At 62.7% G+C, this 19301-nt stretch carries 16 protein-coding genes; 9 read left to right on the top strand and 7 right to left on the bottom strand.

The window, feature by feature from the left end:
- Window positions 1-69: 69 nt before the first annotated feature.
- Complete coding sequence (locus QD408_RS22700) at window positions 70-1308, bottom strand: extracellular solute-binding protein (RefSeq protein WP_414140847.1); 1239 nt, start codon at window positions 1306-1308, stop codon at window positions 70-72.
- A gap of 229 nt (window positions 1309-1537) precedes the next feature.
- On the opposite strand from QD408_RS22700, the gene QD408_RS22695 reads away from it, so the two are divergent.
- From QD408_RS22695 to QD408_RS22675, 5 genes are all read left to right on the top strand, one after another.
- Entirely contained in the window at window positions 1538-2743 is a 1206-nt protein-coding gene (locus QD408_RS22695) for an ROK family transcriptional regulator (RefSeq protein ID WP_414140846.1), read from the top strand.
- Between the two features lie 362 nt (window positions 2744-3105).
- Window positions 3106-4461, top strand: a complete 1356-nt coding sequence (locus QD408_RS22690) for an extracellular solute-binding protein (RefSeq protein ID WP_088684847.1) — start codon at window positions 3106-3108, stop codon at window positions 4459-4461.
- 127 nt (window positions 4462-4588) lie between these two features.
- Complete coding sequence (locus QD408_RS22685) at window positions 4589-5473, top strand: carbohydrate ABC transporter permease (protein WP_088684846.1); 885 nt, start codon at window positions 4589-4591, stop codon at window positions 5471-5473.
- A 10-nt stretch (window positions 5474-5483) separates the two neighbouring features.
- Window positions 5484-6398: an ABC transporter permease subunit gene (locus QD408_RS22680; protein ID WP_414140845.1), complete on the top strand. Its 915-nt coding sequence runs from the start codon at window positions 5484-5486 to the stop codon at window positions 6396-6398.
- 12 nt (window positions 6399-6410) lie between these two features.
- Window positions 6411-7520 (top strand): sn-glycerol-3-phosphate import ATP-binding protein UgpC, encoded by a 1110-nt coding sequence (locus tag QD408_RS22675; RefSeq protein WP_414140844.1) that lies wholly within the window; start codon window positions 6411-6413, stop codon window positions 7518-7520.
- Between the two features lie 6 nt (window positions 7521-7526).
- On the opposite strand, the gene QD408_RS22670 is transcribed toward QD408_RS22675, so the two are convergent.
- Window positions 7527-8000: a cupin domain-containing protein gene (locus QD408_RS22670; RefSeq protein WP_414140843.1), complete on the bottom strand. Its 474-nt coding sequence runs from the start codon at window positions 7998-8000 to the stop codon at window positions 7527-7529.
- An 89-nt stretch (window positions 8001-8089) separates the two neighbouring features.
- Here QD408_RS22670 and QD408_RS22665 point away from each other — a divergent pair, with 89 nt between their 5' ends.
- Complete coding sequence (locus tag QD408_RS22665) at window positions 8090-8623, top strand: hypothetical protein (protein WP_414140842.1); 534 nt, start codon at window positions 8090-8092, stop codon at window positions 8621-8623.
- Here the strand turns inward: QD408_RS22665 and QD408_RS22660 are convergent.
- On the bottom strand, window positions 8620-9390 hold the full coding sequence (locus QD408_RS22660) for a TIM barrel protein (protein ID WP_414140841.1): 771 nt from the start codon (window positions 9388-9390) through the stop codon (window positions 8620-8622). The two genes, QD408_RS22665 and QD408_RS22660, sit on opposite strands and share 4 nt — an antisense overlap.
- 140 nt (window positions 9391-9530) lie before the next feature.
- Here QD408_RS22660 and QD408_RS22655 point away from each other — a divergent pair, with 140 nt between their 5' ends.
- Together QD408_RS22655 and QD408_RS22650 are read left to right on the top strand one after the other, a co-directional pair.
- A complete protein-coding gene (locus QD408_RS22655) occupies window positions 9531-10319 on the top strand; it encodes an SDR family NAD(P)-dependent oxidoreductase (protein WP_414140840.1) in 789 nt (262 codons plus the stop codon).
- A 164-nt stretch (window positions 10320-10483) separates the two neighbouring features.
- Window positions 10484-10948 carry an RrF2 family transcriptional regulator gene (locus QD408_RS22650; RefSeq protein WP_414140839.1) on the top strand — a complete coding sequence of 155 codons (465 nt, stop codon included), beginning with the start codon at window positions 10484-10486 and terminating at the stop codon, window positions 10946-10948.
- Between the two features lie 44 nt (window positions 10949-10992).
- Here QD408_RS22650 and QD408_RS22645 read toward each other — a convergent pair whose 3' ends face one another.
- Window positions 10993-12117 (bottom strand): acyl-CoA dehydrogenase family protein, encoded by a 1125-nt coding sequence (locus QD408_RS22645; RefSeq protein WP_414140838.1) that lies wholly within the window; start codon window positions 12115-12117, stop codon window positions 10993-10995.
- Between the two features lie 163 nt (window positions 12118-12280).
- On the opposite strand from QD408_RS22645, the gene QD408_RS22640 reads away from it, so the two are divergent.
- Entirely contained in the window at window positions 12281-13057 is a 777-nt protein-coding gene (locus QD408_RS22640; RefSeq protein WP_414140837.1) for a metallophosphoesterase family protein, read from the top strand.
- Window positions 13058-13066: 9 nt separating this feature from the next.
- Here the strand turns inward: QD408_RS22640 and QD408_RS22635 are convergent, their stop codons facing one another.
- From QD408_RS22635 to QD408_RS22625, 3 genes are all read right to left on the bottom strand, one after another.
- Entirely contained in the window at window positions 13067-16252 is a 3186-nt protein-coding gene (locus QD408_RS22635) for an efflux RND transporter permease subunit (protein WP_414140836.1), read from the bottom strand.
- A complete protein-coding gene (locus tag QD408_RS22630; RefSeq protein WP_414140835.1) occupies window positions 16249-17427 on the bottom strand; it encodes an efflux RND transporter periplasmic adaptor subunit in 1179 nt (392 codons plus the stop codon). Before QD408_RS22630 ends, QD408_RS22635 begins: the two co-directional genes overlap by 4 nt.
- 260 nt (window positions 17428-17687) lie before the next feature.
- Window positions 17688-19232 (bottom strand): cation:proton antiporter, encoded by a 1545-nt coding sequence (locus QD408_RS22625; RefSeq protein ID WP_414140834.1) that lies wholly within the window; start codon window positions 19230-19232, stop codon window positions 17688-17690.
- Between the last annotated feature and the right edge of the window lie 69 nt (window positions 19233-19301).

Genomic DNA, 19301 nt, shown 5'->3' with positions numbered 1-19301 from the left:
GCGACCCTTTTCATTCACAAGAGAGGAGGCCGGGCGACGAAGGGCGCCGCCCGGGGTTCCATGCCGGGCTCAGAGCCCGCTGTTTTCGGCGGCCGACTTCAGCGCGTCCTCGGGAGAGGACTGGCCGAGCAGGGATTCCTGGATCGCCTGCTGCAGCGCGGTCGACAACTCCTGATATTTCGGCGTCGTCGGGCGCGGATACATGGCGGCGAGGCCGACCTTGGCGGCGGAGATCAGCTCTTCCTGGCCCTTGGTGACAGTGGGGTCCTCATAGGAGGATGCCCAGATCGGCAGGCTGAGCTTGGCATAGGCGTTCTGCGTGGCCTGCGAGGTCATGAAGGTAATGTACTTCCAGGCCTCGTCGGGATGCTGGCTTGCCGAGGTGATGCCGAGGCCCATCGAGCCGTTGACGGCCGAAGCCTCGCTCTTGCCGGCCACCCCAGGCGCCGGCACGACGCCGACCTTGCCCGCGACCTTGCTGTCCTTCGGGTCGTTGGCCATGTTGTACATGTAGGTCCAGTTCAGCGCGAAGGCCGCATCGCCGTTCTGGAAGACCTTGCGGACGTCTTCTTCCAGGAACTCCTTGGAGTTCGGGTTGGTCAGGCCGGATGCGTAGCTCGCGACCATGTATTTCAGCGCGTCGAGGCCGCCGCCGGCCTGGAAGGCGGGCTTGCCGTCCTTCAGGAAATCGCCGCCATAGGCGCTGACGAGCGTGGTGTAGTCGCAGACGGCGGCTTCGGCCTGCGACCAGCTCCAGGCGATCGGGGTGGCGAGCAGGCCCTTGTCCTTGATCGTCTTTGCCTGTTCGGCCAGCTCGTCCCAGGTCTTCGGCGGGGCCTTGATGCCGGCCTTCTCCAGGATCTCCTTGTTGTAGAACAGGTATTTGGTGTCGAGGATCCACGGCATGCCGTAATATTTGCCGTCATACTGCACTGTGGTCCAGGCGCCCGGCAGCACGCCCTTCTTCATCTCGTCGGTGATGCGGGAGGAGACGTCGACCAGCACCTTGTTGGTGGCGTATTCGGCCGGCCAGATGACGTCGAAGAGGACGACGTCGTAACCGCCGCCGGAACCCTGCGCCAGCACCGTCTTGTCGTGCAGGCCTTCATAGGGAACGAATTCGAGATTGACCTTGATATCGGGGTTCGCCTTGGCGAAGGCGTCGGTCATGGCGCGCACGTCGGCCTCGCTGTAGGCGGCCTGCGCCATGAAGAGCGCGTTCAGCGTCGTTTCGGCGAAAGCATGCGGGGCAAAGGATGCGCCGATCAAGGCCGCACCCAAAAGCGTCTTGTTAAAAGATTTCTGCATTGCAGCCTCCAGTTTTTGAAATTTACGCATGGCCGAGGGCGGTTTTGCCGCCATCGGTTTTCGAGAAGGCACGCGTGAAAAAAAAACGTGCCGGCTTGTCATCTCGGAGCGTCGCTGGAGGCCCTGTACGGCTTCCCGCGTTCCCTGGAACTCTCCGGTCCCTTAATAAGTCAAATGTCTTGACTTATTACTTCGCCAACATTCTATTGGAGTCAAGAGGCAATTGCACATGAATGACGTCAGGCCGATCCGGGCCAAGAGCGGCACCAACCACGAAGGCACCAGCGCCCATAACAGGCGCGTGATGATCGATGCCCTGAGGATCAACGGTGCGCTCTCGCGCGCCGATCTGGCGCGGGCGACGCGGCTCACCAAGCAGACGGTGTCGAATATCATCGAGGAGCTCGAGCGCGACGGCCTCGTCAGTTCGCAGGAGGCGGTGCGCAAGGGCAGGGGCCAGCCCTCGACACCCTATGGCCTGGTGCCCGAAGGGGCTTTCGCGATCGGCCTGCAGATCGACCGGCATGTGACGCGGGCGGTCGCCGTCGATCTCGTCGGCAGCGTTCTCGTGCGCGCGGAAGCCGGTCTGCCCAGAGGAGGTCCGTCGACGGGAGCCAAGGTCATTCTCGATCTCGTCGCCGGCGTGCGTTCCAGGCTTGCCGGGATCGTCCAGCAGTCGGAAAAACGTCTGGTCGGCCTCGGCGCCGCGATGCCTGGTCCTTTCGGTGTGGACGGCAGCGGCGACGATCCCTGGATGATGGAGGCCTGGCAGAAATTTCCGCTGCTGGAAACGCTGAGCGCCGGCACCGGGCTCGATGTCGGCCTGCAGAATGATGCCGCGGCGGCGGCGACCGCCGAGCGCATGGTCGGAGCCGCCCACGGCCTCGACCATGCCGTCTGCCTTTTCGTCGGCTACGGCATCGGCGCCGGCCTCATCCTGCACGGCGAGCTCTATCGCGGCGCTAACGGCAATGCCGGCGAGATCGGCATGGCGCTGCTCTTTGCCGACGGTAAAACGACGCCGCTCGAACACCGCGCTTCGCTCGCCTCGCTCTACCAGCACCTGTCGGCCGATCCGGCCGATCCCGATCTCCATGCGCGTATCAACGACCTCGCTTCCAGCGGCGATCCGAGAATCGAGGCCTGGATCGGGGCGGCGGCGGCGGATCTGCGCTGGAGTATCCATCTCATCGAAACGGTCTTCGATCCGCAGACGGTGATCCTCTGCGGCAGTGCGCCGGAAGCCCTGGTGAAGAGGTTGATTGCGGCGATCGGCCCGCTGCTGCCCTCGATCGCCGAAAGGCGCGGCCGGACGCTGCCGCGCCTGCAGCCCGGCATGGCCGATCCCTGGTCGGTGGCGCTCGGAGCGGCCGCCGGGCCGATCAGCCGTGCATTCGATCCGCGGTTTGCGGCCATTTTGAAGGATTCCCTCTGATTTTGGGCTGAAACCGGACGTTGCACAGCAGTGCAAAGGCAAAAATCCGAATGTTTTTGCAAGTTTCCTTGTCGCGGGCTGCGCGAATAGAGGTGTTTCCCTGTAATATAATTAAATATTGCACATTCCCGAAAATGACGGTTATTCGAATATAAATGCATAGATTTTTCAATATATTTAGAGCCTTTGCAAATATTCTCTAAATATTTTTTCCGTATTTGCGAATAACGATTGTATGTCGTTTTTGTGACAACTAGAATTCGAACATTTCATGTCATGTAATATTCATTGGCAGGGGCAATTTGAACGAGCTAAATGGGCGTGCGCTAAAACTGCGCGTCCCTTTTACGTTCGAGGTTCTCATGCAAGCCAAGCTTCTCGGCGCCGTCGGCGCCCTTCTCGCTACAGCGTTTCTTGCTGGCCCCGCTGCCGCCGCCGAAAAGACCAAGATTGACTTCTGGTTCGGCAATTCCGGTGACATCGCAAAGCGTGTCCAGGAACAGTGCGATCGCTTCAACCAGTCGCAGGCCGATTACGAAGTCGTCTGCACCAGCCAGGGCAGCTATGACGCTTCCCTGCAGAACACGATTGCCGCCTTCCGCGCCGGCAAGCAGCCGACCATCGCGCAGGTTTCCGACGCCGGCACGCTCGACATCATGCTCTCCGGCGCCTACTACCCGGCCAACAAGCTGATGGCCGACATGGGCTACACCGTCGACTGGAACGACTACTTCTCGGGTATATCAGGCTACTACGCCACGTCGAAGGGCGAGATGTATTCCTTCCCCTTCAACTCCTCGACCGCTCTGCTCTACTGGAACAAGGATGCTTTCGCCAAGATCGGCAAGGATCATGCTCCGGCGACCTGGAAGGAAGCGGGTGAAGACTTCAAGGCTCTGAAGGACGCCGGCTATGCATGCCCGCTCGCCTTCGACATTTCCAGCAACGAAATCTGGCAGTACGTCGAGCAGTTCGAAGCCGTAAACGGCGAACCGATCGCCACGAAGAAGAACGGTTTCGAAGGCCTCGACGCCGAGCTGGTATTCAACAAGAACCCGCTTCTCGTCAGCTACATCAAGGACCTCAAGTCCTGGTACGACAACAAGCTCGCCGTCATCAAGAACAAGGCCGTCGGCCAGACCTTCGTCGAAGCGTTCGCCGCCGGCGACTGCCAGGTCATCCTGACCTCGGTCGGCGACCACGGCAATATCGGCCGCACCGCCAAGCAAGGCATGAACTGGGGCGTTGCCATGCTCCCGACCTACGGTGACGCAACCCGTCACAGCTCTTATGTCGGCGGCGCTTCGCTCTGGGTTCTGCAGGGCCATTCCGACGCCGAATACAAGGCCGCTGCTGCCTTCTTCAACTTCATCGCAAAGCCGGAAGAAGCTCTCACCTGGTCGACCGTTACCGGCTATATCCCGGTCCGTAACTCCGGCTTCGAATATCTGAAGAAGCAGGGCTTCTACGACAAGGCTCCCTATGCCGGCCGTGAACTCGCCATTCAGAGCCTGACCATTTCCCCGGCCGGCGACGCTGCCGCCAAGGGCATTCGTCTCGGCGGCCTGCTGCAGGTCCGCACCGAGATCGCCAACGGCCTGCAGGCGATCTTCGTCAACAATGCCGACGTCCAGGCTTCGCTCGACTCGGCTGCCGATCGCGGCAACCAGCTCCTGCGCCGCTTCCAGCAGACCTACAAGAACGTTCAGCTTCCCTGATCGTCCGATATCAGCCGCACCCGGCCGCCTTGCGCGCGCCGGGTGTGTCTTTGTAAGCTCTCTCATCGGTCGCGGATGCAAAGCTGTTGCCCGCGCCTAAAGCAAATCTGGGCGAAAACGACCACCCATGGAAAAGCGCGTCACTTTCTCCTCGACGACGATCGGACTGCTCTTCGCATTCCCGATGCTGTTGCTGATCTTCGTCTTCTTCTATTGGCCGAGCGCGCAGGCGCTCTATTGGGCTTTCACGCTCGAGCAGCCATGGGGCGGCGGCAACGCCTGGGTCGGCTTCGACAATTTCAAACTGCTGCTCAGCGACCCGATCTATTGGGAATCGATTACCCGCAGCATGGTCTTCGGCTTCAGCTCGACGATCATTGCCATGGGGCTGGCGCTCATCCTGGCGCTTTTGACGGATCGTGAACTGCGCGGCCACAAAATCTACCGGTCGGTCTTCATCTGGCCTTACGCGATCGCCGCTCCCGCTCTCGGTCTCGCCTTCCGCTTCATCCTGGCGCCGGAGGCCGGCCTTCTCTCCGTCATCAATCAGGTCTGGCCGGGCCTCTGGAACCCGGCGCTCGACGGCAAGGACGCGATGATCGCCGTCATCGTCGCCTTTTCCTGGAAATATATCGGCTATAACTTCATCTTCTTCCTCTCCGCTCTCCAGGGCATCCCCCGCTCGCTGATCGAAGCGGCCGCCATGGATGGATCGGGGCCGTTGCGCCGCATGTGGGACCTCCAACTGCCGCTCTTGACGCCGACCTTGTTTTTCCTGCTCGTCATCAACATCACCGAAAGCTTCCAGGATTCTTTCGGTATCGTCGACGTCATGACGCAGGGCGGCCCGGCCCGCGCGACGGAACTCATGGTCTACAAGATCTATTTCGACGGCTTCAGGGGGCTCGATTATTCCGGCGCCGCCGCCCAGTCGATCATCCTCATGGCGCTCGTCGTCCTTCTCACCATTTTCCAGTTCCGCTTCATCGAGCGGCGCGTGCATTACAAGTGAGGTCGCGGACATGATCGAACGCACGCCGATATTCAATTTCGTCTGCTACACGCTCCTGGCGCTCGGTATGGTGATCGCGCTTCTGCCTTTCGCCATCGTCATCATCGCATCGACGCTCGATCTGGAGACGGTCAATCGCGTGCCGTTGCCGCTGATGCCGAGCTCGCATTTCTGGGAAAACGCGCATGAAGCCTGGGTGCGCGCCGATCTCGGCAACAAGCTGCTTCACAGCATCATCTTCGCCACGTCGGTCGCCGCCGGCAAGGTCATCCTTTCCGCGATGGCGGCCTTCTCGATCGTCTATTTCCGTTTCCGCGGCCGGTATCTGATCTTCTGGATCATCTTCATCACGCTGATGCTGCCGCTCGAAGTCCGCATCGTGCCGACCTATTCGATTGCTGCCAATGCGCTGGCGCCGTTCCAGACGATCCTCGATATCACGGGAATTACCGCGCTCGTCGCCTGGGTGTCCGGCATCCAGATCAAGCTCGAATGGGGCCTGCTGAATTCCTATACCGGCCTCGTGGCGCCGCTCGTCGCCACCGCGACCGGCACTTTCCTCTACCGCCAGTTCTACCTGACCGTTCCCGACGAGCTCGCCGAGGCCACGAAGATGGACGGCGCCGGCGCCGTCCGCTTCTTCATCGATATATTGCTGCCGCTGTCGCGCTCCAACATGATCGCGCTCTTCACCATCATGTTCGTCTGGGCCTGGAACCAGTATCTCTGGCCGCTGCTCGTCACCACCGATCCGAATTTCGGCATTGCGGTGACGCAGCTCAAGACCCTCATCCCGTCCGAATTCGGCCTGCCCGACTGGAACGTCGCCATGGCAGGCACACTTATCATCATGTCGCCGCCGCTGGTGCTCGTCATCCTGATGCAGCGCTGGTTCGTGCGTGGCCTCATCTCCACCGAGAAGTGAAGGAACAGTCCTGTGGCACCCATCTCAATCCGTGATGTGAAGAAGAGCTACGGCAAACATCCCGTCGTTCATGGCGTCGATCTGGAGATCCAGTCCGGCGAATTCATCGTCATCCTCGGCCCCTCCGGCTGCGGCAAGTCCACGCTGCTGCGCATGATCGCCGGCCTGGAGGAAATCAGCGGCGGCGAAATCGCCATAGATGGCCGCGTCGTCAACAAGCTGGAGCCGCGCGAGCGCGGCTGCGCCATGGTGTTCCAGAACTACGCGCTCTATCCGCATATGACGGTCGCCGAGAATATCGGCTACGCCTTGAAGGTCGCGGGCGTCGCGAAGGCGGAGCGCAATCGGCGCATCGCCGAAGTCGCCAAGGCGCTCAGCCTCGAACCTTTCCTCGACCGCCGCCCCGCCGTTCTTTCCGGCGGCCAGCGTCAGCGCGTCGCCATGGGGCGCGCGATGATCCGCGAGCCGAAGGTGTTCCTCTTCGACGAGCCGCTGTCGAACCTCGATGCCAAGCTGCGCATCGCCATGCGCGCCGAAATCCGCCGCCTCCACCGGCGCCTCGGCGCCACCTCGATCTTCGTCACGCACGACCAGACCGAGGCGATGACGCTGGCCGACCGGCTGGTGGTGATGAACGGCGGCAGGGTGGAGCAGGTCGGCACGCCGGAAGAGGTCTATCATCATCCGGTCTCGCGCTTCGTCGCCGGTTTCGTCGGCACGCCGGCGATGAACCTGCTCGAAGGCACGATCAACGATGAAGGCGTCTTCGTCTACGACCAGAGCCGCAAAATTGCGCTCCCGCGCGAACGCGCCGCACCGCTGAAGGGCAAACGCGTCGTGCTCGGCATGCGCGCCGAGGCTGCCCGGCTGGTCGCGCCGGATGCGCCCGGCGCATTGGTGGCAACGGCCGATTTCATCGAAGAGCTCGGCGCAAGCCGCGTCGTTCACGCCGATTTCGACGGGCTGCCCTTTGCCGTGGCGCTGACCGAGGCGGTGACGGTGAAATCGGGTGATCCGATCGGCATCGCGATCGATCACAATGCGATCCACCTCTATGCCGCCGACACCGGCCGGATCATCGAGAACCCCGCCATGAACAGCGCCGGCGCCGTTCACGCCTGAGCGGCGTCAGCGGTGGATGGGATCGATCCAGGGGACGTCTTCCGGTTTCTCGACCGGTTCGATATCCAGGTTGACGACGACCGGTTCCTGGCCTGAGCGGACGAGCACGCATTCCAGCGTCTCGTCGCGGCTGGCATTGATCTCCTGGTGCGGCACATAAGGCGGGACGTAGATGAAATCGCCGGGGCCGGCCTCGGCCGTATATTCCAGATGCTCGCCCCAGCGCATGCGGGCCTTGCCCTTGACGACGTAGATGATGCTTTCGAGATCGCCGTGATGGTGGGCGCCGGTCTTGGCATTGGCATGGATCGTCACCGTGCCGGCCCAGATCTTCTCGGCGCCGGCGCGCGCATGGTTGATCGCGGTGGCGCGGTTCATGCCCGGTGTCTGTGCGGTGTTCGGATCGAGCGAATTGCCGGGAATGACCTTGACGCCATGTTCGCGCCAGTCGATGTGAGAATGCTCGTGGTCGCCGCTCATGCCTTGCCTCCAGCTTGGATTTGATCAATCTAGGCGGGAGCCGCACGATGGCCAAGCGGATTTACCTCAGGCATCAGAAGGAGGAGCCAATGAGCCATCTCCCGCAGATCGATTACGATACCGCTTCGCCAGAGGTTCGGGCCGCGCATGACGAGGAAATCAGGCTGCGCGGGCGCATGACCAACATGAAGCGGACGCTGCTGCATTCGCCGGTCGCCCATCGCATCTACGCCGAATGGTTCACGCTGCGGGCCGAGCTGGATCCGGTCATCAGCGACCGGGAGATCTGGATCTTCTCGCTTGCGATCTCGAAGGCGGCGAAATCGAAGATCGCCATCACCTTCTTTCGCCGTGCCCTGATCAACAAGGGTTTTAATCCCGACGCACTGGAGCTTTCCCGGGCGGAAGCGCTGCTCGCCGCCTTCGGCAGGGCTGTTGTCGCCGATTCCAACGCCGTTCCGGCCGATCTCTGGGCGGAGCTGAAAGAGCGCTACGAGACCAAGGCGCTCGTCGATCTCGTTGCCTTTGCCGGCATCATGCTGGCGACCGCCGTTTTCAACAATGTCGTCGAGGTCGAATTCGACCCGGAGCTCGAAGCCTTCGCGGAAGCCGGTCCAGCCTAGCCGCCGAGCGAGGCAATCGCGGCACTGACCGCGTCCGCGCCGGATGTGGTCGGCCGGTATTCCAGGCCGACGGCGCCGTCATAGCCGTTGGCGAAGATCCAGTTGAGGCGATGGGCGAGGTCGATGCCGCCGGAGCCCGGCTCGTTGCGGCCGGGATGATCGGCGACATGGACGTGGAAAACACGGTCGAGACGGCCGTCCAGCACGGCTTCGGTGCGTTCGCCCATCACGGCGGAATGGTAGATGTCGTAGACGATGCCGATCTCGGGGTGGGCGACGTCGTCGACGATGTCGAGGCCTTCGCGGGTCGAATCGAGGAAATAGCCGACATGGTCGATGCGGATGTTGAGCGGCTCGACGCCGAGCCGCACGCCGCTGCCTTTCAGGATATCGGCGCCCGCTTTCAGTGTTTCGGTGAGCGCCTTGCGCTGTTCTTCACGGCTGCGGCCGGGGAGATCGTCGCCGGCCTGGGCAATCAACACCGGCGCGCCGAGACGCTTGGCAACAGTGACGGATTCGGCAAGGCCCTTCAGCCAAGCCTGCTGGTTGGCGGCATCGGTCAGCGCGATCATCGGCTCGGCGACGAGGCTGGTGACGACGACACCGGTTTCCTTCAGCGCCACCTCGATCGCGTCCAGATCCTTGTCGGTCCAGCGCCAGAATTCGACCGCCGTCAGGCCGCCGGCATGGGCGCGGCGGATGCGGTCGGGAAAGCTGTCGCCACCTTCGGCAAACAGCCATTCGATGCAGGCTGAATAACGTCGCATGAAAATTCCTCCCGGTGCGGATGCAGGCTGCGACAGAACGGAGCCTGCCGCAAGAGGCGTTTGGGTGCTTGACGCCCGGATTCATTGGCGGAACACTCGTCCTATATGGTCGGGGTCGCTGGCCGCTTCGGGAGGAAGACATGGATCTGGGATTGAAGGGAAAGATCGCCGTCATAACGGGCGCGTCTGTCGGCATCGGGCTGGCGATCGCCGAGGGGCTGGCGGCTGAGGGTGCGGACCTCGTGCTGGCGGCCCGCGGTGGCGAACGGCTGGAAGCGGAGGCCGCCCGCATTGCCGAGAAATTCGGCGTCAGCGCCACCGCCGTCGTTGCCGACGTTGCGACGGCTGCGGGAACCGAGGCGATCATTGCGGCGGCTGCCGAAAAGGGCGGCGCCGATATCCTCATCAACAACGCCGGCACCGGATCGAACGAGACCGTCATGGAGGCGCCGGACGAGAAGTGGCAGGCCTATTGGGACCTGCATGTGATGGCCGCCGTCAGGCTTGCGCGCGGCATCGCGCCGCAGATGAAGAAACGCGGCGGCGGGGTGATCCTGCACAATGCCTCGATCTGCGCCGTCCAGCCGCTGTGGTACGAACCGATCTACAATGTCAGCAAATCGGCGCTGATGATGTTTTCGAAGACGCTCTCGACCGAACTCATCCAGGACAATATCCGCGTCAACTGCGTCAATGCCGGGCTGATCCTGACGCCCGACTGGATCAAGACCGCCAAGCAGCTGACGGCCGAAAGCGGCGGCAACTGGGAAGGCTACCTGCAGAGCGTCGCCAACGAACACGCCGCTTCCAAACGCTTCGGCACGCCGGAGGAACTGGCAAACGTCTTCGTCTTCCTGAGTTCGGAGCGTGCGAGCTACTGCATCGGCTCGACCTATTTCGTCGACGGCGGCATGCTGAAGACGATCTGAGCGTGGTTGACGGCAGCCGGTTCTTTGTAGAGTTGCGGGTTCGGTTGTGGGCGTTGCCAATATAAGCTATAAATAATAGCTATTTTATTGTATGTTCACGCTTTTGGCGCTATTTGCCTGCTATTGGGCAGGGTGAATACTGCGATTTCCACAAGGCGACGACGATGCTGACGAAAAAGGGAAAATACGGGCTGAAGGCGCTGGTCGATCTGGCGCGGCTGGCGCCGGGAGAAACCGCCTTCATCAACGACATCGCGTCACGCAACAATATCCCGAAGAAGTTCCTCGATACGATCCTGCTCGAACTGCGCAATGTCGGCATCCTGCGCTCGAAGAAGGGACCGGGCGGGGGCTATTCCCTGTCGCGGCCGGCCTCCGAAATCCGCATCGGCCACGTCATCCGCACATTGGACGGCCCATTGGCGCCGATCCGCTGCGCCAGCCGCACGGCTTTCGAGGCCTGCGACGACTGCGCCGATCCGGAAACCTGTCAGGTGCGGCGCTCGATGACCGATGTCCGGGACGCGATCGCCGCCATTCTCGACAATATGAGCCTGGAACAATTCGTTTCCGACGGCGGCCGCATCGAAGCCGAGAAGGAAGAATTTCCGATTTCCGCCGCCCGCTGATCTGCTGATTTCCACCCAAAACCGCGGCGCAGTGCCGGATGACGTCAGGTCCCGCGGGGCTTTGCCATATAGTCTCCGGCCGTGCGCAGCAGTCTATCCCTCGGCAGCGACAGCGCATGGATGCGGGCGTTGCGCCAATGGCGGTCGAGATTGAGCCCGATGCCGGCCGATGTTTGCCCGGCAAGTTCGAACAGCGCGTTTGCAGTGGCGAGCGCCGTTTCGCCGGCGGCGATCGCGGCCGCCGACGTGGAGAAGTGCGCGTCCGCCATCGCGGCTTCCACAGGATTGACCTGAGCGATGTCGAGTTTGCGTCCGGCCCGTTCCAGGGCTGCCGCCGTCGTTTCGATGCGCATGGCGTGTTCGCCGAGCCGTGCGAGGACGGTGGTGCGGTCGCCGATCGTGTTCAACAGGTCCGTCCATGCGGCGCGCGCGATGCCGAGGCTCACGCCGGCCTTGAGCAGCAGGGCGAGCGAGACGCCGGTCGAATATTCGAAGGAGGGGGCAGGCGCGATCGTATCGGCATTGACGTGGAACTGGCCGACGATCGCTGTCGCCGATCCGTTCGTGCGCTGGCCGAAGCCGTCCCAATCGTCGACAACCTGGATGCCTTCGTGGGCGCATGCGAGGTAGAGCGTGACCGGGCGGCTGGGCGGGGCGGTGGCGGCAGCGGCGATCCAATCGGCGAAGAGGATGCCGGGCGCCTGCCGTGTGCGCCCGCTGAGGTGATAACCCGGCCCTTCGGCCGATAGTTCGGCGCCCTCGGCGATAGTTGCGGCGGCGAAGCGGTCGCCGAGCAGCGCGCGGGCAAACAGCGATGCCTTCAGATCCTCCGAGGCCTGGATGCGCAGCGTCTCCAGCACGCAGAAATGGTTTTCCAGCCCCTCGCCGATCGAGGCGTCGCCCTCGGCGATGATCGCCACGATCTCGGCGAGCAGGGCGTTCGACACGTCGAGCCCTTCATATTCGGGCGGAACGGTGATTGCCGTCAGCCCCGATGCCGACAGCGCGTCGAATTCGGCATGCGGCAGGATGCGGTTGATATCACGTTCGCTCGCCTGGCGCCGGAATGCGGCGGCGAGATCGCGGGCCGTCGATATCGCCTCTTCTTCGCTTTCGATGCGATGCGCGGGAGGCCTGAGGCTATCTTGAAACTGCGATACCGTTCCCATCGGTCACTCTTCCTCGATGGCTACAGGAGTGAGGGATTGCTCCTCGAATGATAAGGCCGGTTTTTCTACGAAACCCGAAAGCTTTGAATTTTCTTACCAACTTGATCGGCTTGTCCTCTGCTCTACTTAGGGCCAACTAGGGACAATCTGATCGAGACACATGATGAGCGACTCTCTCGCCCGCGACAGCGAGGTTTGGAAAATGGGGCGCCAGCCGAGACCGCGTCCGACGCTTGAAATCGCCGATATCCCGACTTATGCGATCGGCGATGTTCACGGCCGGTACGATCTGCTCGTGAAAGCCGAGGAGGCGATCCTGAGCGATGGCGCGCGGCTGCCGGGGCGCAAGCTGATCGTGATGCTCGGCGATTATATCGACCGCGGTCCGGAATCGGCGCAGGTCATCAGCCATTTGATGGACCCGCTGCCCGATGGTTTCGAGCGCATCTGCCTTGTCGGCAATCATGAAATCGCCATGCTCGACTATATCGACGGCTGGGCTTCCTTTGACGACTGGATGCGGATGGGCTCGGCGGAACTGCTCAAGTCCTATGGCCTCGATCCGGAGCATCTGCCGCTGATCTTCCCGTCCGGCGCGAAGCTGGACGCTTTCATCCGTCATTCGCTGCCGCGCACGCATATCGATTTCATGCGGGCGATGCCCGTGATGCTGGACACGCCCCATGTGGTCTTCGTGCATGCCGGCATCGATCCGACGCTGCCGCTTGCCGCACAGACGGACGAGGATATGGTCCTCATCCGCCACCGCTTCCTTGAGAGCAGGGTGCCCCTGCCGAAGCTCGTCGTCCACGGCCATACGCCGAACGACGAGCCTGATATCCGGCGGAGGCGGCTCAATCTCGATACCCGCGCCTATCGCAGCGGCAAGCTCACCGCCGCCCGTTTCTGGCAGGGCCAGGTGCATCTGTTTTCCACCTGACCTGTCGTTTCAAACCGTTTCCCTCTCTGCTGGGACGGCCTCGGCCGGCGTTTCGGCCGGCCGGCTGCGGCGCCAGCCGCGCAGCACGACGTAGAAGACCGGCGTCAGGAACAGGCCGAAGATCGTCACGCCGAGCATGCCCGAAAAGACGGCGGTGCCGAGCGACTGGCGCATCTCGGCGCCGGGGCCGGTGGCGATGGCGAGCGGCAGGACGCCGAAGATGAAGGCGAATGCCGTCATCAGGATCGGGCGCAGGCGAAGGTGGCTCGCCTCGATGGCGGCCTCCACCGGCGTTTTTCCTTCCTCTTCCGCCTGCCTGGCGAACTCGACGATCAGAATGGCGTTCTTGGCCGCAAGGCCGATCAGGACGATCAGGCCGATCTGCGTCAGGACGTTGTTGTCCATTCCTCTCAGCGAGACCCCGATCAGTGCGGCGAGCACGGCAAGCGGAACGATGAGAATGATCGCGAGCGGCAGAACCCAGCTTTCATATTGGGCCGCCAGCGCCAGGAAGACGAAAATGACGGAGAGGGCGAAGATGTAGACGGCGGTGTTGCCGGTATGGGTTTCCTGATAGGCGAGTTCCGTCCATTCGAAGGTCGTCCCGGGCGGAAGGATCTTGGCCGCCAGTTCCTCCATCTTCTTCAGGGCATCGCCCGTCGAGGTGCCGGGCGTCGGATTGCCCTGGAGCGGCACCGAGACATACATGTTGTAGCGCTGGACGAGCGCTGGGCCGCTGGAGTCCTGAATGTCCATCAGGGTGCCGAGAGGCACCAGTGCGCCGGTGGCCGAGCGTACCTTCAGGGCGAGAATATCTTCCCTGTCCATGCGGTATTGCCGGTCGGCCTGGGCGCGAACCTGGTAAACGCGGCCGAACGCGTTGAAATCGTTCACGTAGGCGACGCCGAGATTGATCGAAAGCGCATTGAAGATATTGGGGATCGGCACGTTCAGGAAGCGCGCCTTGTCGCGGTCGATCGACAGGAAATATTGCGGGCTGGCGTCGGAGAATGTCGTAAAGACGCCGGTCAGCCCTTCGGTCGTGGCGGCGGCCCCCATCATCTGGCGGGCAAGGCCCAGCACGCGCGTCATGTCGGGGTTTTCGAGGTCGGAAATCTGCATCTTGAAGCCGCCGGAATTGCCCACACCGCGCACGGATGGCGGCGGGATGGCGATGATGAAGGCTTCCTGGATGCTCTGCAGCTTGCCGAAGAGCTCACCGATGATCTTGTTGGCGTTCTCTCCGCCTTCCTCGCGTTCGGCGAAGGATTTGAACGGAACGAAGACGACGCCCGCATTCGAGGCATTGGTGAACGTCGCTCCGCTGAAACCGGCAAACTGCACGGCATTGCCGACGCCGGGCACGGTCCGGGCGATGTCGCCCACCTGTTTGACGACGGCATCGGTCCGCGCGAGCGAGGCGCCGTCGGGAAGCTGCACCACGACGATCGCGTAACCCTGGTCCATGGTTGGGATGAAACCCGAGGGAACCCTGGTGCTCATGTACCAGGTCGCGCCGAGAAGGGCGGCGAAGGCGAGCATGGAGCAGGTCAGGCCCACCCAGCTTCTGACAAGGTGCCGGACAACCCAGGAATAGCCCGAGCTCATCCGGTCGAAGCCGCGGTTGAAGCCGTTTGCAAGACCTGATCCCAGGCGTGAGGCGATGCTCTTGCGCTTGGTCTCGTGATCATGGGCTTTCAGCAATATGCCTGCAAGCGCCGGCGAAAGCGTCAGGGAGTTCAATGCCGATATCGCTGTCGTGACGGAGATCGTCACGGCAAACTGCCTGTAGAACTGGCCCGATATGCCGGGGATGAAGGCCGTCGGCACGAAGACCGCGATCAGCACCAGCGAGATTGCCACCACGGCGGTGCCGACTTCGTCCATCGTCACGTGCGATGCCTGCTTCGGCGTCATGCCGCGCGCCAGATTGCGCTCGACGTTTTCCACCACCACGATCGCGTCGTCGACGACGATGCCGATGGCGAGCACGAGGCCGAAGAGTGTGAGCATGTTGAGCGAAAAGCCGAAGGCGAGCAGAACGGCGAAGGTGCCGATCAGCGAGACGGGAATGGCGACGATCGGGATGATCGCGGTCCGCCAGGATTGCAGGAAGACGAGAACGACGATCGCCACCAGGATGGCCGCTTCGGCGATGGTTCTGTAGACCTCATCGATCGAATCCGAGATGAATTCGGTCGTGTCGTAGACGATGCGATATTCCAGGCCCTCCGGGAAATTCTGGGAGATATCCTTCATCAGCGTCTGGACCTGATGGGCCGTATCGAGAGCGTTGGTTCCCGGCCGGGCGAAAATGCCGAGAGCGACCGCAGGGTCGTTGTTGAGATAGCTGTTGGTGACGTAGTCCTGCGCGCCGAGCTCGATGCGGGCGACATCCTGCAACTGCACGAGCCGGCCCGCTCCCGTCGATTTCACGATGACATAGCGGAATTCGCGCACATCGGAGAAGCGCCCGTCCGTTCGCACCGTATATTCGAAGGCGTTCCTGCCGGTCACGGGCGGCGCGCCGATCTTGCCGCCCGATACCTGGACATTCTGGTCTCTCAGGGCGGAGACGACGTCATCCGAGGTCATGCCGTAGGCGGAGAGTTTTTCCGGATCCAGCCAGATGCGCATCGAATACTGCCGTTCGCCGAAAATCTGCACGTCGCCGACGCCATCAAGGCGCACGAGCACGTCGCGGATCCGGTTGCGGGCATAGTTCGAGACGTAAAGCTGGTCATAGCGGTGCGACGGCGACAGGAGGTGCACCACCATCATCAGGTCGGGCGAGCTTTTATCTGTGGTCACGCCGAGCCGCTGAACCTCCTCGGGAAGACGGGGAAGGGCGATGGAAACGCGGTTCTGGACCAGCACCTGCACCTTGTCGAGATCGGTGCCGAGCTTGAAGGTGATCGTCAGCGACATGGCGCCGTCGGCGCTGGAATAGGACGACATGTAGAGCATGTCTTCGACGCCGTTGATCTGCTGTTCGAGCGGGGTCGAAACGGTGTCGGCGATGGTCTGCGGGTCGGCGCCCGGATAGGAGGTGCGCACGACGATGGTGGGCGGCGCGATCTCCGGATATTGGGAGACCGGCAGCTGCGTATAGGCGATGCCGCCGACGACGAGGAAGAGGATCGAGATGACGGCCGCAAAGATCGGCCGGTCCACGAAGAAATGGGCGAATCTCATTGTCCGCTCTCCGCGTTTGCGGATTCAGGCGGCGTGTCCTGCCGCTCCTGCGGCAGTTCGCTCATCTGAGGCGTGATGGTCGAGCCCGGCCGGGCGCGCATCAGGCCGTTGACGATGATCGTCTCGGTGCCGTCGAGGCCTTCACGGATGACGCGATAGCCGTAGAGCCGGGGTCCGGGCCGCACCGGCTTGGTCGAAACCTTGCCTTGCGCGTCGACGACATAAACGACGCGTTCGTTCTGGTCCGAGCCGATCGCCTCGTCCGGGACGAGAATGGCCTTGTAGGTATTGGAGGCTGCGACCTGCACACGGCCGAACAGGCCCGGCTGCAGCACGAGATCGGGATTTGCAAGGCGGGCGCGGATGCGGATGGTGCCGCTCTCATTGTCGACCCGGTTCTCGGCGAAATCGAGTTTCCCCATGAAAGGTTTGGCCGTGGGATCGGAGATGGTGACGGATACGTCGACGCCGCCGCCGCCAAGCTGCAGGTCCTTGCCCTGCTTGCGCGCGGTGTCGGCGAAATTCAGCAGGCGGCGCTCGTCGACGTCGAAATAGAAATCGATCGGATCGAGGGAGACGATCGTGGTGAGCACCGTCTGGTCGGCCTGCACGAGATTGCCGGTCGAAAGCAGCCGGCGGTCGATACGGCCGCTGAGCGGCGCCTTGATCTCGGTATATTCGAGGTCGAGAGCGGCGCGATCGGCGGCGGCCTGAGCGCCGCGGACATTGGCCTGGGCGGAATCGAATTCACGGCGGCGATCGTCCAGCGTCTGTGCGGATTGGCTGCCGCTCGAAGCCAGCGACTGGGCGCGCTTGTACTGCGCATCGGCGAAGACGAGGGTGGACTGCGATGCTTCGAGCGTGGCCTTTGCCTGGTTGAGCGCGGTGATGAACGGCCGCTGGTCGATGACGAAGAGCAGGTCGCCCTGTTTGACCAGCGCGCCGTCCTCGAAATGAACTTCCTGCAGATATCCGCCGACGCGCGAGCGGACGGAGACTTCGTCGACCGGCTGGAAACGGCCGATGAATTCGTCATTGTCGACGACATCGCGCACCACCGGTTTTGCGACGGTGACGGGAGGAGGGGCGGAGGGCGCGCCCTGGGCCATCGCGGCCAGAGGCATGAACGTGGCGATGCAGCCGAGCACCAATATCCGTCGAAGCGCGAAAGTCATACTGGTCCCTCCAATCGCGACGGCCGATCGACTGCCGCCGAACCTAAGATGAAGTGATGTTGTTCTTGTCTTGCTGCTTTGAACGAAGGCCTTTGCCCCCGTGATTTCCCCCGGGCGTCCAGTTCTGGAAAGGAAGGCCGGCATGCAATGCAAATCGGAAAAATCGTAACGCTATGGAACTGGATATAAACGGCAGCGGCGAAAAATAGCAAATGCCAATTGCCCGCGGATTGGAATCCGTGAATCGCCTTGGGAGAGCATCAGCTCTCGATGATCTCGTCGCGGCCCGGCGGCAGGACGGCGAGTTCGGCCCAGTCGAGTTCCTGTTCCAGCATGTGGAAGACATCGTCGTCGATCTCGCCGGCGCGCCGCATCGTCGCCAGTTTGCGGCGTTTGGCGGCGATGACGTTGCGGCGCTGCTTGTCGAGCCGGCTGACCTCGCGCGGGTGTTTTCCATCAGCGGCGATCTCGCGCTCGGAAGTATAGACGTCGCGCAGGATGCGGGTGGACTTGTCCTCGCCGCCGGCGAGTTCGGCAAGCGCCGCATCGATCAACGCGACGCGGGCTTGAGCGAGATCGCGGTTCAAGGAGGTGTCGGGGGTGAATTTCAGGACGCGGATCAGCGGCCCGAGCGTCAGCCCCTGGAGAATGAGCGTGCCGAGGACGACGGCAAGCGCGCTGAGCAGGATGATGTCGCGATCGCGGAAGTCGATCGGCAGGGCGAGCGCGGTCGCCAGCGTGACGAGGCCGCGCATGCCGCACCAGCCGGCAAGCAGGCTCGTCGCGAAGGTGGGAACGGCCTGTCTCGTCCACCCGCGCGCGGCGAGAAAGGTGATGGCGCGGTTGTAGAGGAGCACCCAGGCCAGGCGCACGACGATGACGGTGACGAAGACCGCGGTCGCCAAGGTGATTGCGTAGTTCAGCCGGCCGGGGTCGAGCCCGAGGACGATCTGGCGGACCTGCAAGCCCATCAGCAGGAAGGCGAGCACGTTGAGCAGGAAGACCGCGGCCTCCCAGACCGAATAGGAATGGATGCGGTGGCGGGCGGTCTGGCGCTCGGGCATGTAACGGGCGATCACCATGGCGTAGACGACGATCGCCAGAATGGCCGAAAGATGCAGCCGCTCGGCGATGATCCATGTGCCGAAGGTGGCGACGAATTCAAGCAGGGTGCCGCCGAGCGTGCCGGCGAGCCTTACGCCGACGACCATGTAGAGGCGGCCGAGGAGATAACCGAGGATGAGGCCGCCCGGCGCCGCAAGTGCGAGCTGCGCCAGGGCGCCGCTGAAGAAGGCAGGGCTCGAGGCGGCCGTCACCGCCGCGCTGAAGATCAAGAGCGCGACCGCGTCGTTCAGAAGGCTCTCGCCTTTCAGGATCACATAGGTCTGGCGCGGCAGGTCGAAGCGGTCGAGCATGGCGGTCGCCGCCGCCGCATCCGGCGGCGCGACGATGGCGCCCAGCGCTATGGCCGCGGCAAGCGGCAGGCCGGCCATCGTCACGCCGACGACGGCGACGGCCACCGCCGTCAGGATCACGGCGATGGCGGCGAGCGAGACGAGCGGCAGCCAGTTGTGTCTCAATGTCCGTGGCGGCAGATCATAGGCGGCATCGAAGAGAACGGGCGCGATCAACAGCGCCAGCGCCAGCTGCGGATCGATGGCGACCTCGGGCGCCCATGGCACGGCAGCGACGATGATGCCGGCGATCGCCAGCATGGTGGGATAGGGGACTCGGAATTTCCTGGAGAATTGCAGGAAGACGATCGCCACCAGGAGCAGCGTCAGCATGCTTTCGAAGAACGCCATCGAGCCCTCCTGCGCACCTCCCGCGGAGGCAATCTCCTTCGGAAATTAGGGCCGAAGGCGCTCTGCGGC

Source organism: Rhizobium sp. BR 249, from assembly GCF_047445895.1.
GTDB lineage: Bacteria > Pseudomonadota > Alphaproteobacteria > Rhizobiales > Rhizobiaceae > Rhizobium.
The sequence above is the reverse complement of the archived record's forward strand: the minus strand, read 5'-3'. Positions and strand labels throughout refer to the sequence as shown.

Coding starts and splice junctions, on each gene's coding strand:
- QD408_RS22635 (WP_414140836.1), bottom strand. CDS start 16,252: ATGAGATTCGCCCATTTCTTCGTGGACCGGCCGATCTTTGCGGCCGTC.
- QD408_RS22645 (WP_414140838.1), bottom strand. CDS start 12,117: ATGGGAACGGTATCGCAGTTTCAAGATAGCCTCAGGCCTCCCGCGCAT.
- QD408_RS22685 (WP_088684846.1), top strand. CDS start 4,589: ATGGAAAAGCGCGTCACTTTCTCCTCGACGACGATCGGACTGCTCTTC.
- QD408_RS22665 (WP_414140842.1), top strand. CDS start 8,090: ATGAGCCATCTCCCGCAGATCGATTACGATACCGCTTCGCCAGAGGTT.
- QD408_RS22650 (WP_414140839.1), top strand. CDS start 10,484: ATGCTGACGAAAAAGGGAAAATACGGGCTGAAGGCGCTGGTCGATCTG.
- QD408_RS22700 (WP_414140847.1), bottom strand. CDS start 1,308: ATGCAGAAATCTTTTAACAAGACGCTTTTGGGTGCGGCCTTGATCGGC.
- QD408_RS22670 (WP_414140843.1), bottom strand. CDS start 8,000: ATGAGCGGCGACCACGAGCATTCTCACATCGACTGGCGCGAACATGGC.
- QD408_RS22680 (WP_414140845.1), top strand. CDS start 5,484: ATGATCGAACGCACGCCGATATTCAATTTCGTCTGCTACACGCTCCTG.
- QD408_RS22660 (WP_414140841.1), bottom strand. CDS start 9,390: ATGCGACGTTATTCAGCCTGCATCGAATGGCTGTTTGCCGAAGGTGGC.
- QD408_RS22640 (WP_414140837.1), top strand. CDS start 12,281: ATGAGCGACTCTCTCGCCCGCGACAGCGAGGTTTGGAAAATGGGGCGC.
- QD408_RS22695 (WP_414140846.1), top strand. CDS start 1,538: ATGAATGACGTCAGGCCGATCCGGGCCAAGAGCGGCACCAACCACGAA.
- QD408_RS22630 (WP_414140835.1), bottom strand. CDS start 17,427: ATGACTTTCGCGCTTCGACGGATATTGGTGCTCGGCTGCATCGCCACG.
- QD408_RS22690 (WP_088684847.1), top strand. CDS start 3,106: ATGCAAGCCAAGCTTCTCGGCGCCGTCGGCGCCCTTCTCGCTACAGCG.
- QD408_RS22625 (WP_414140834.1), bottom strand. CDS start 19,232: ATGGCGTTCTTCGAAAGCATGCTGACGCTGCTCCTGGTGGCGATCGTC.
- QD408_RS22655 (WP_414140840.1), top strand. CDS start 9,531: ATGGATCTGGGATTGAAGGGAAAGATCGCCGTCATAACGGGCGCGTCT.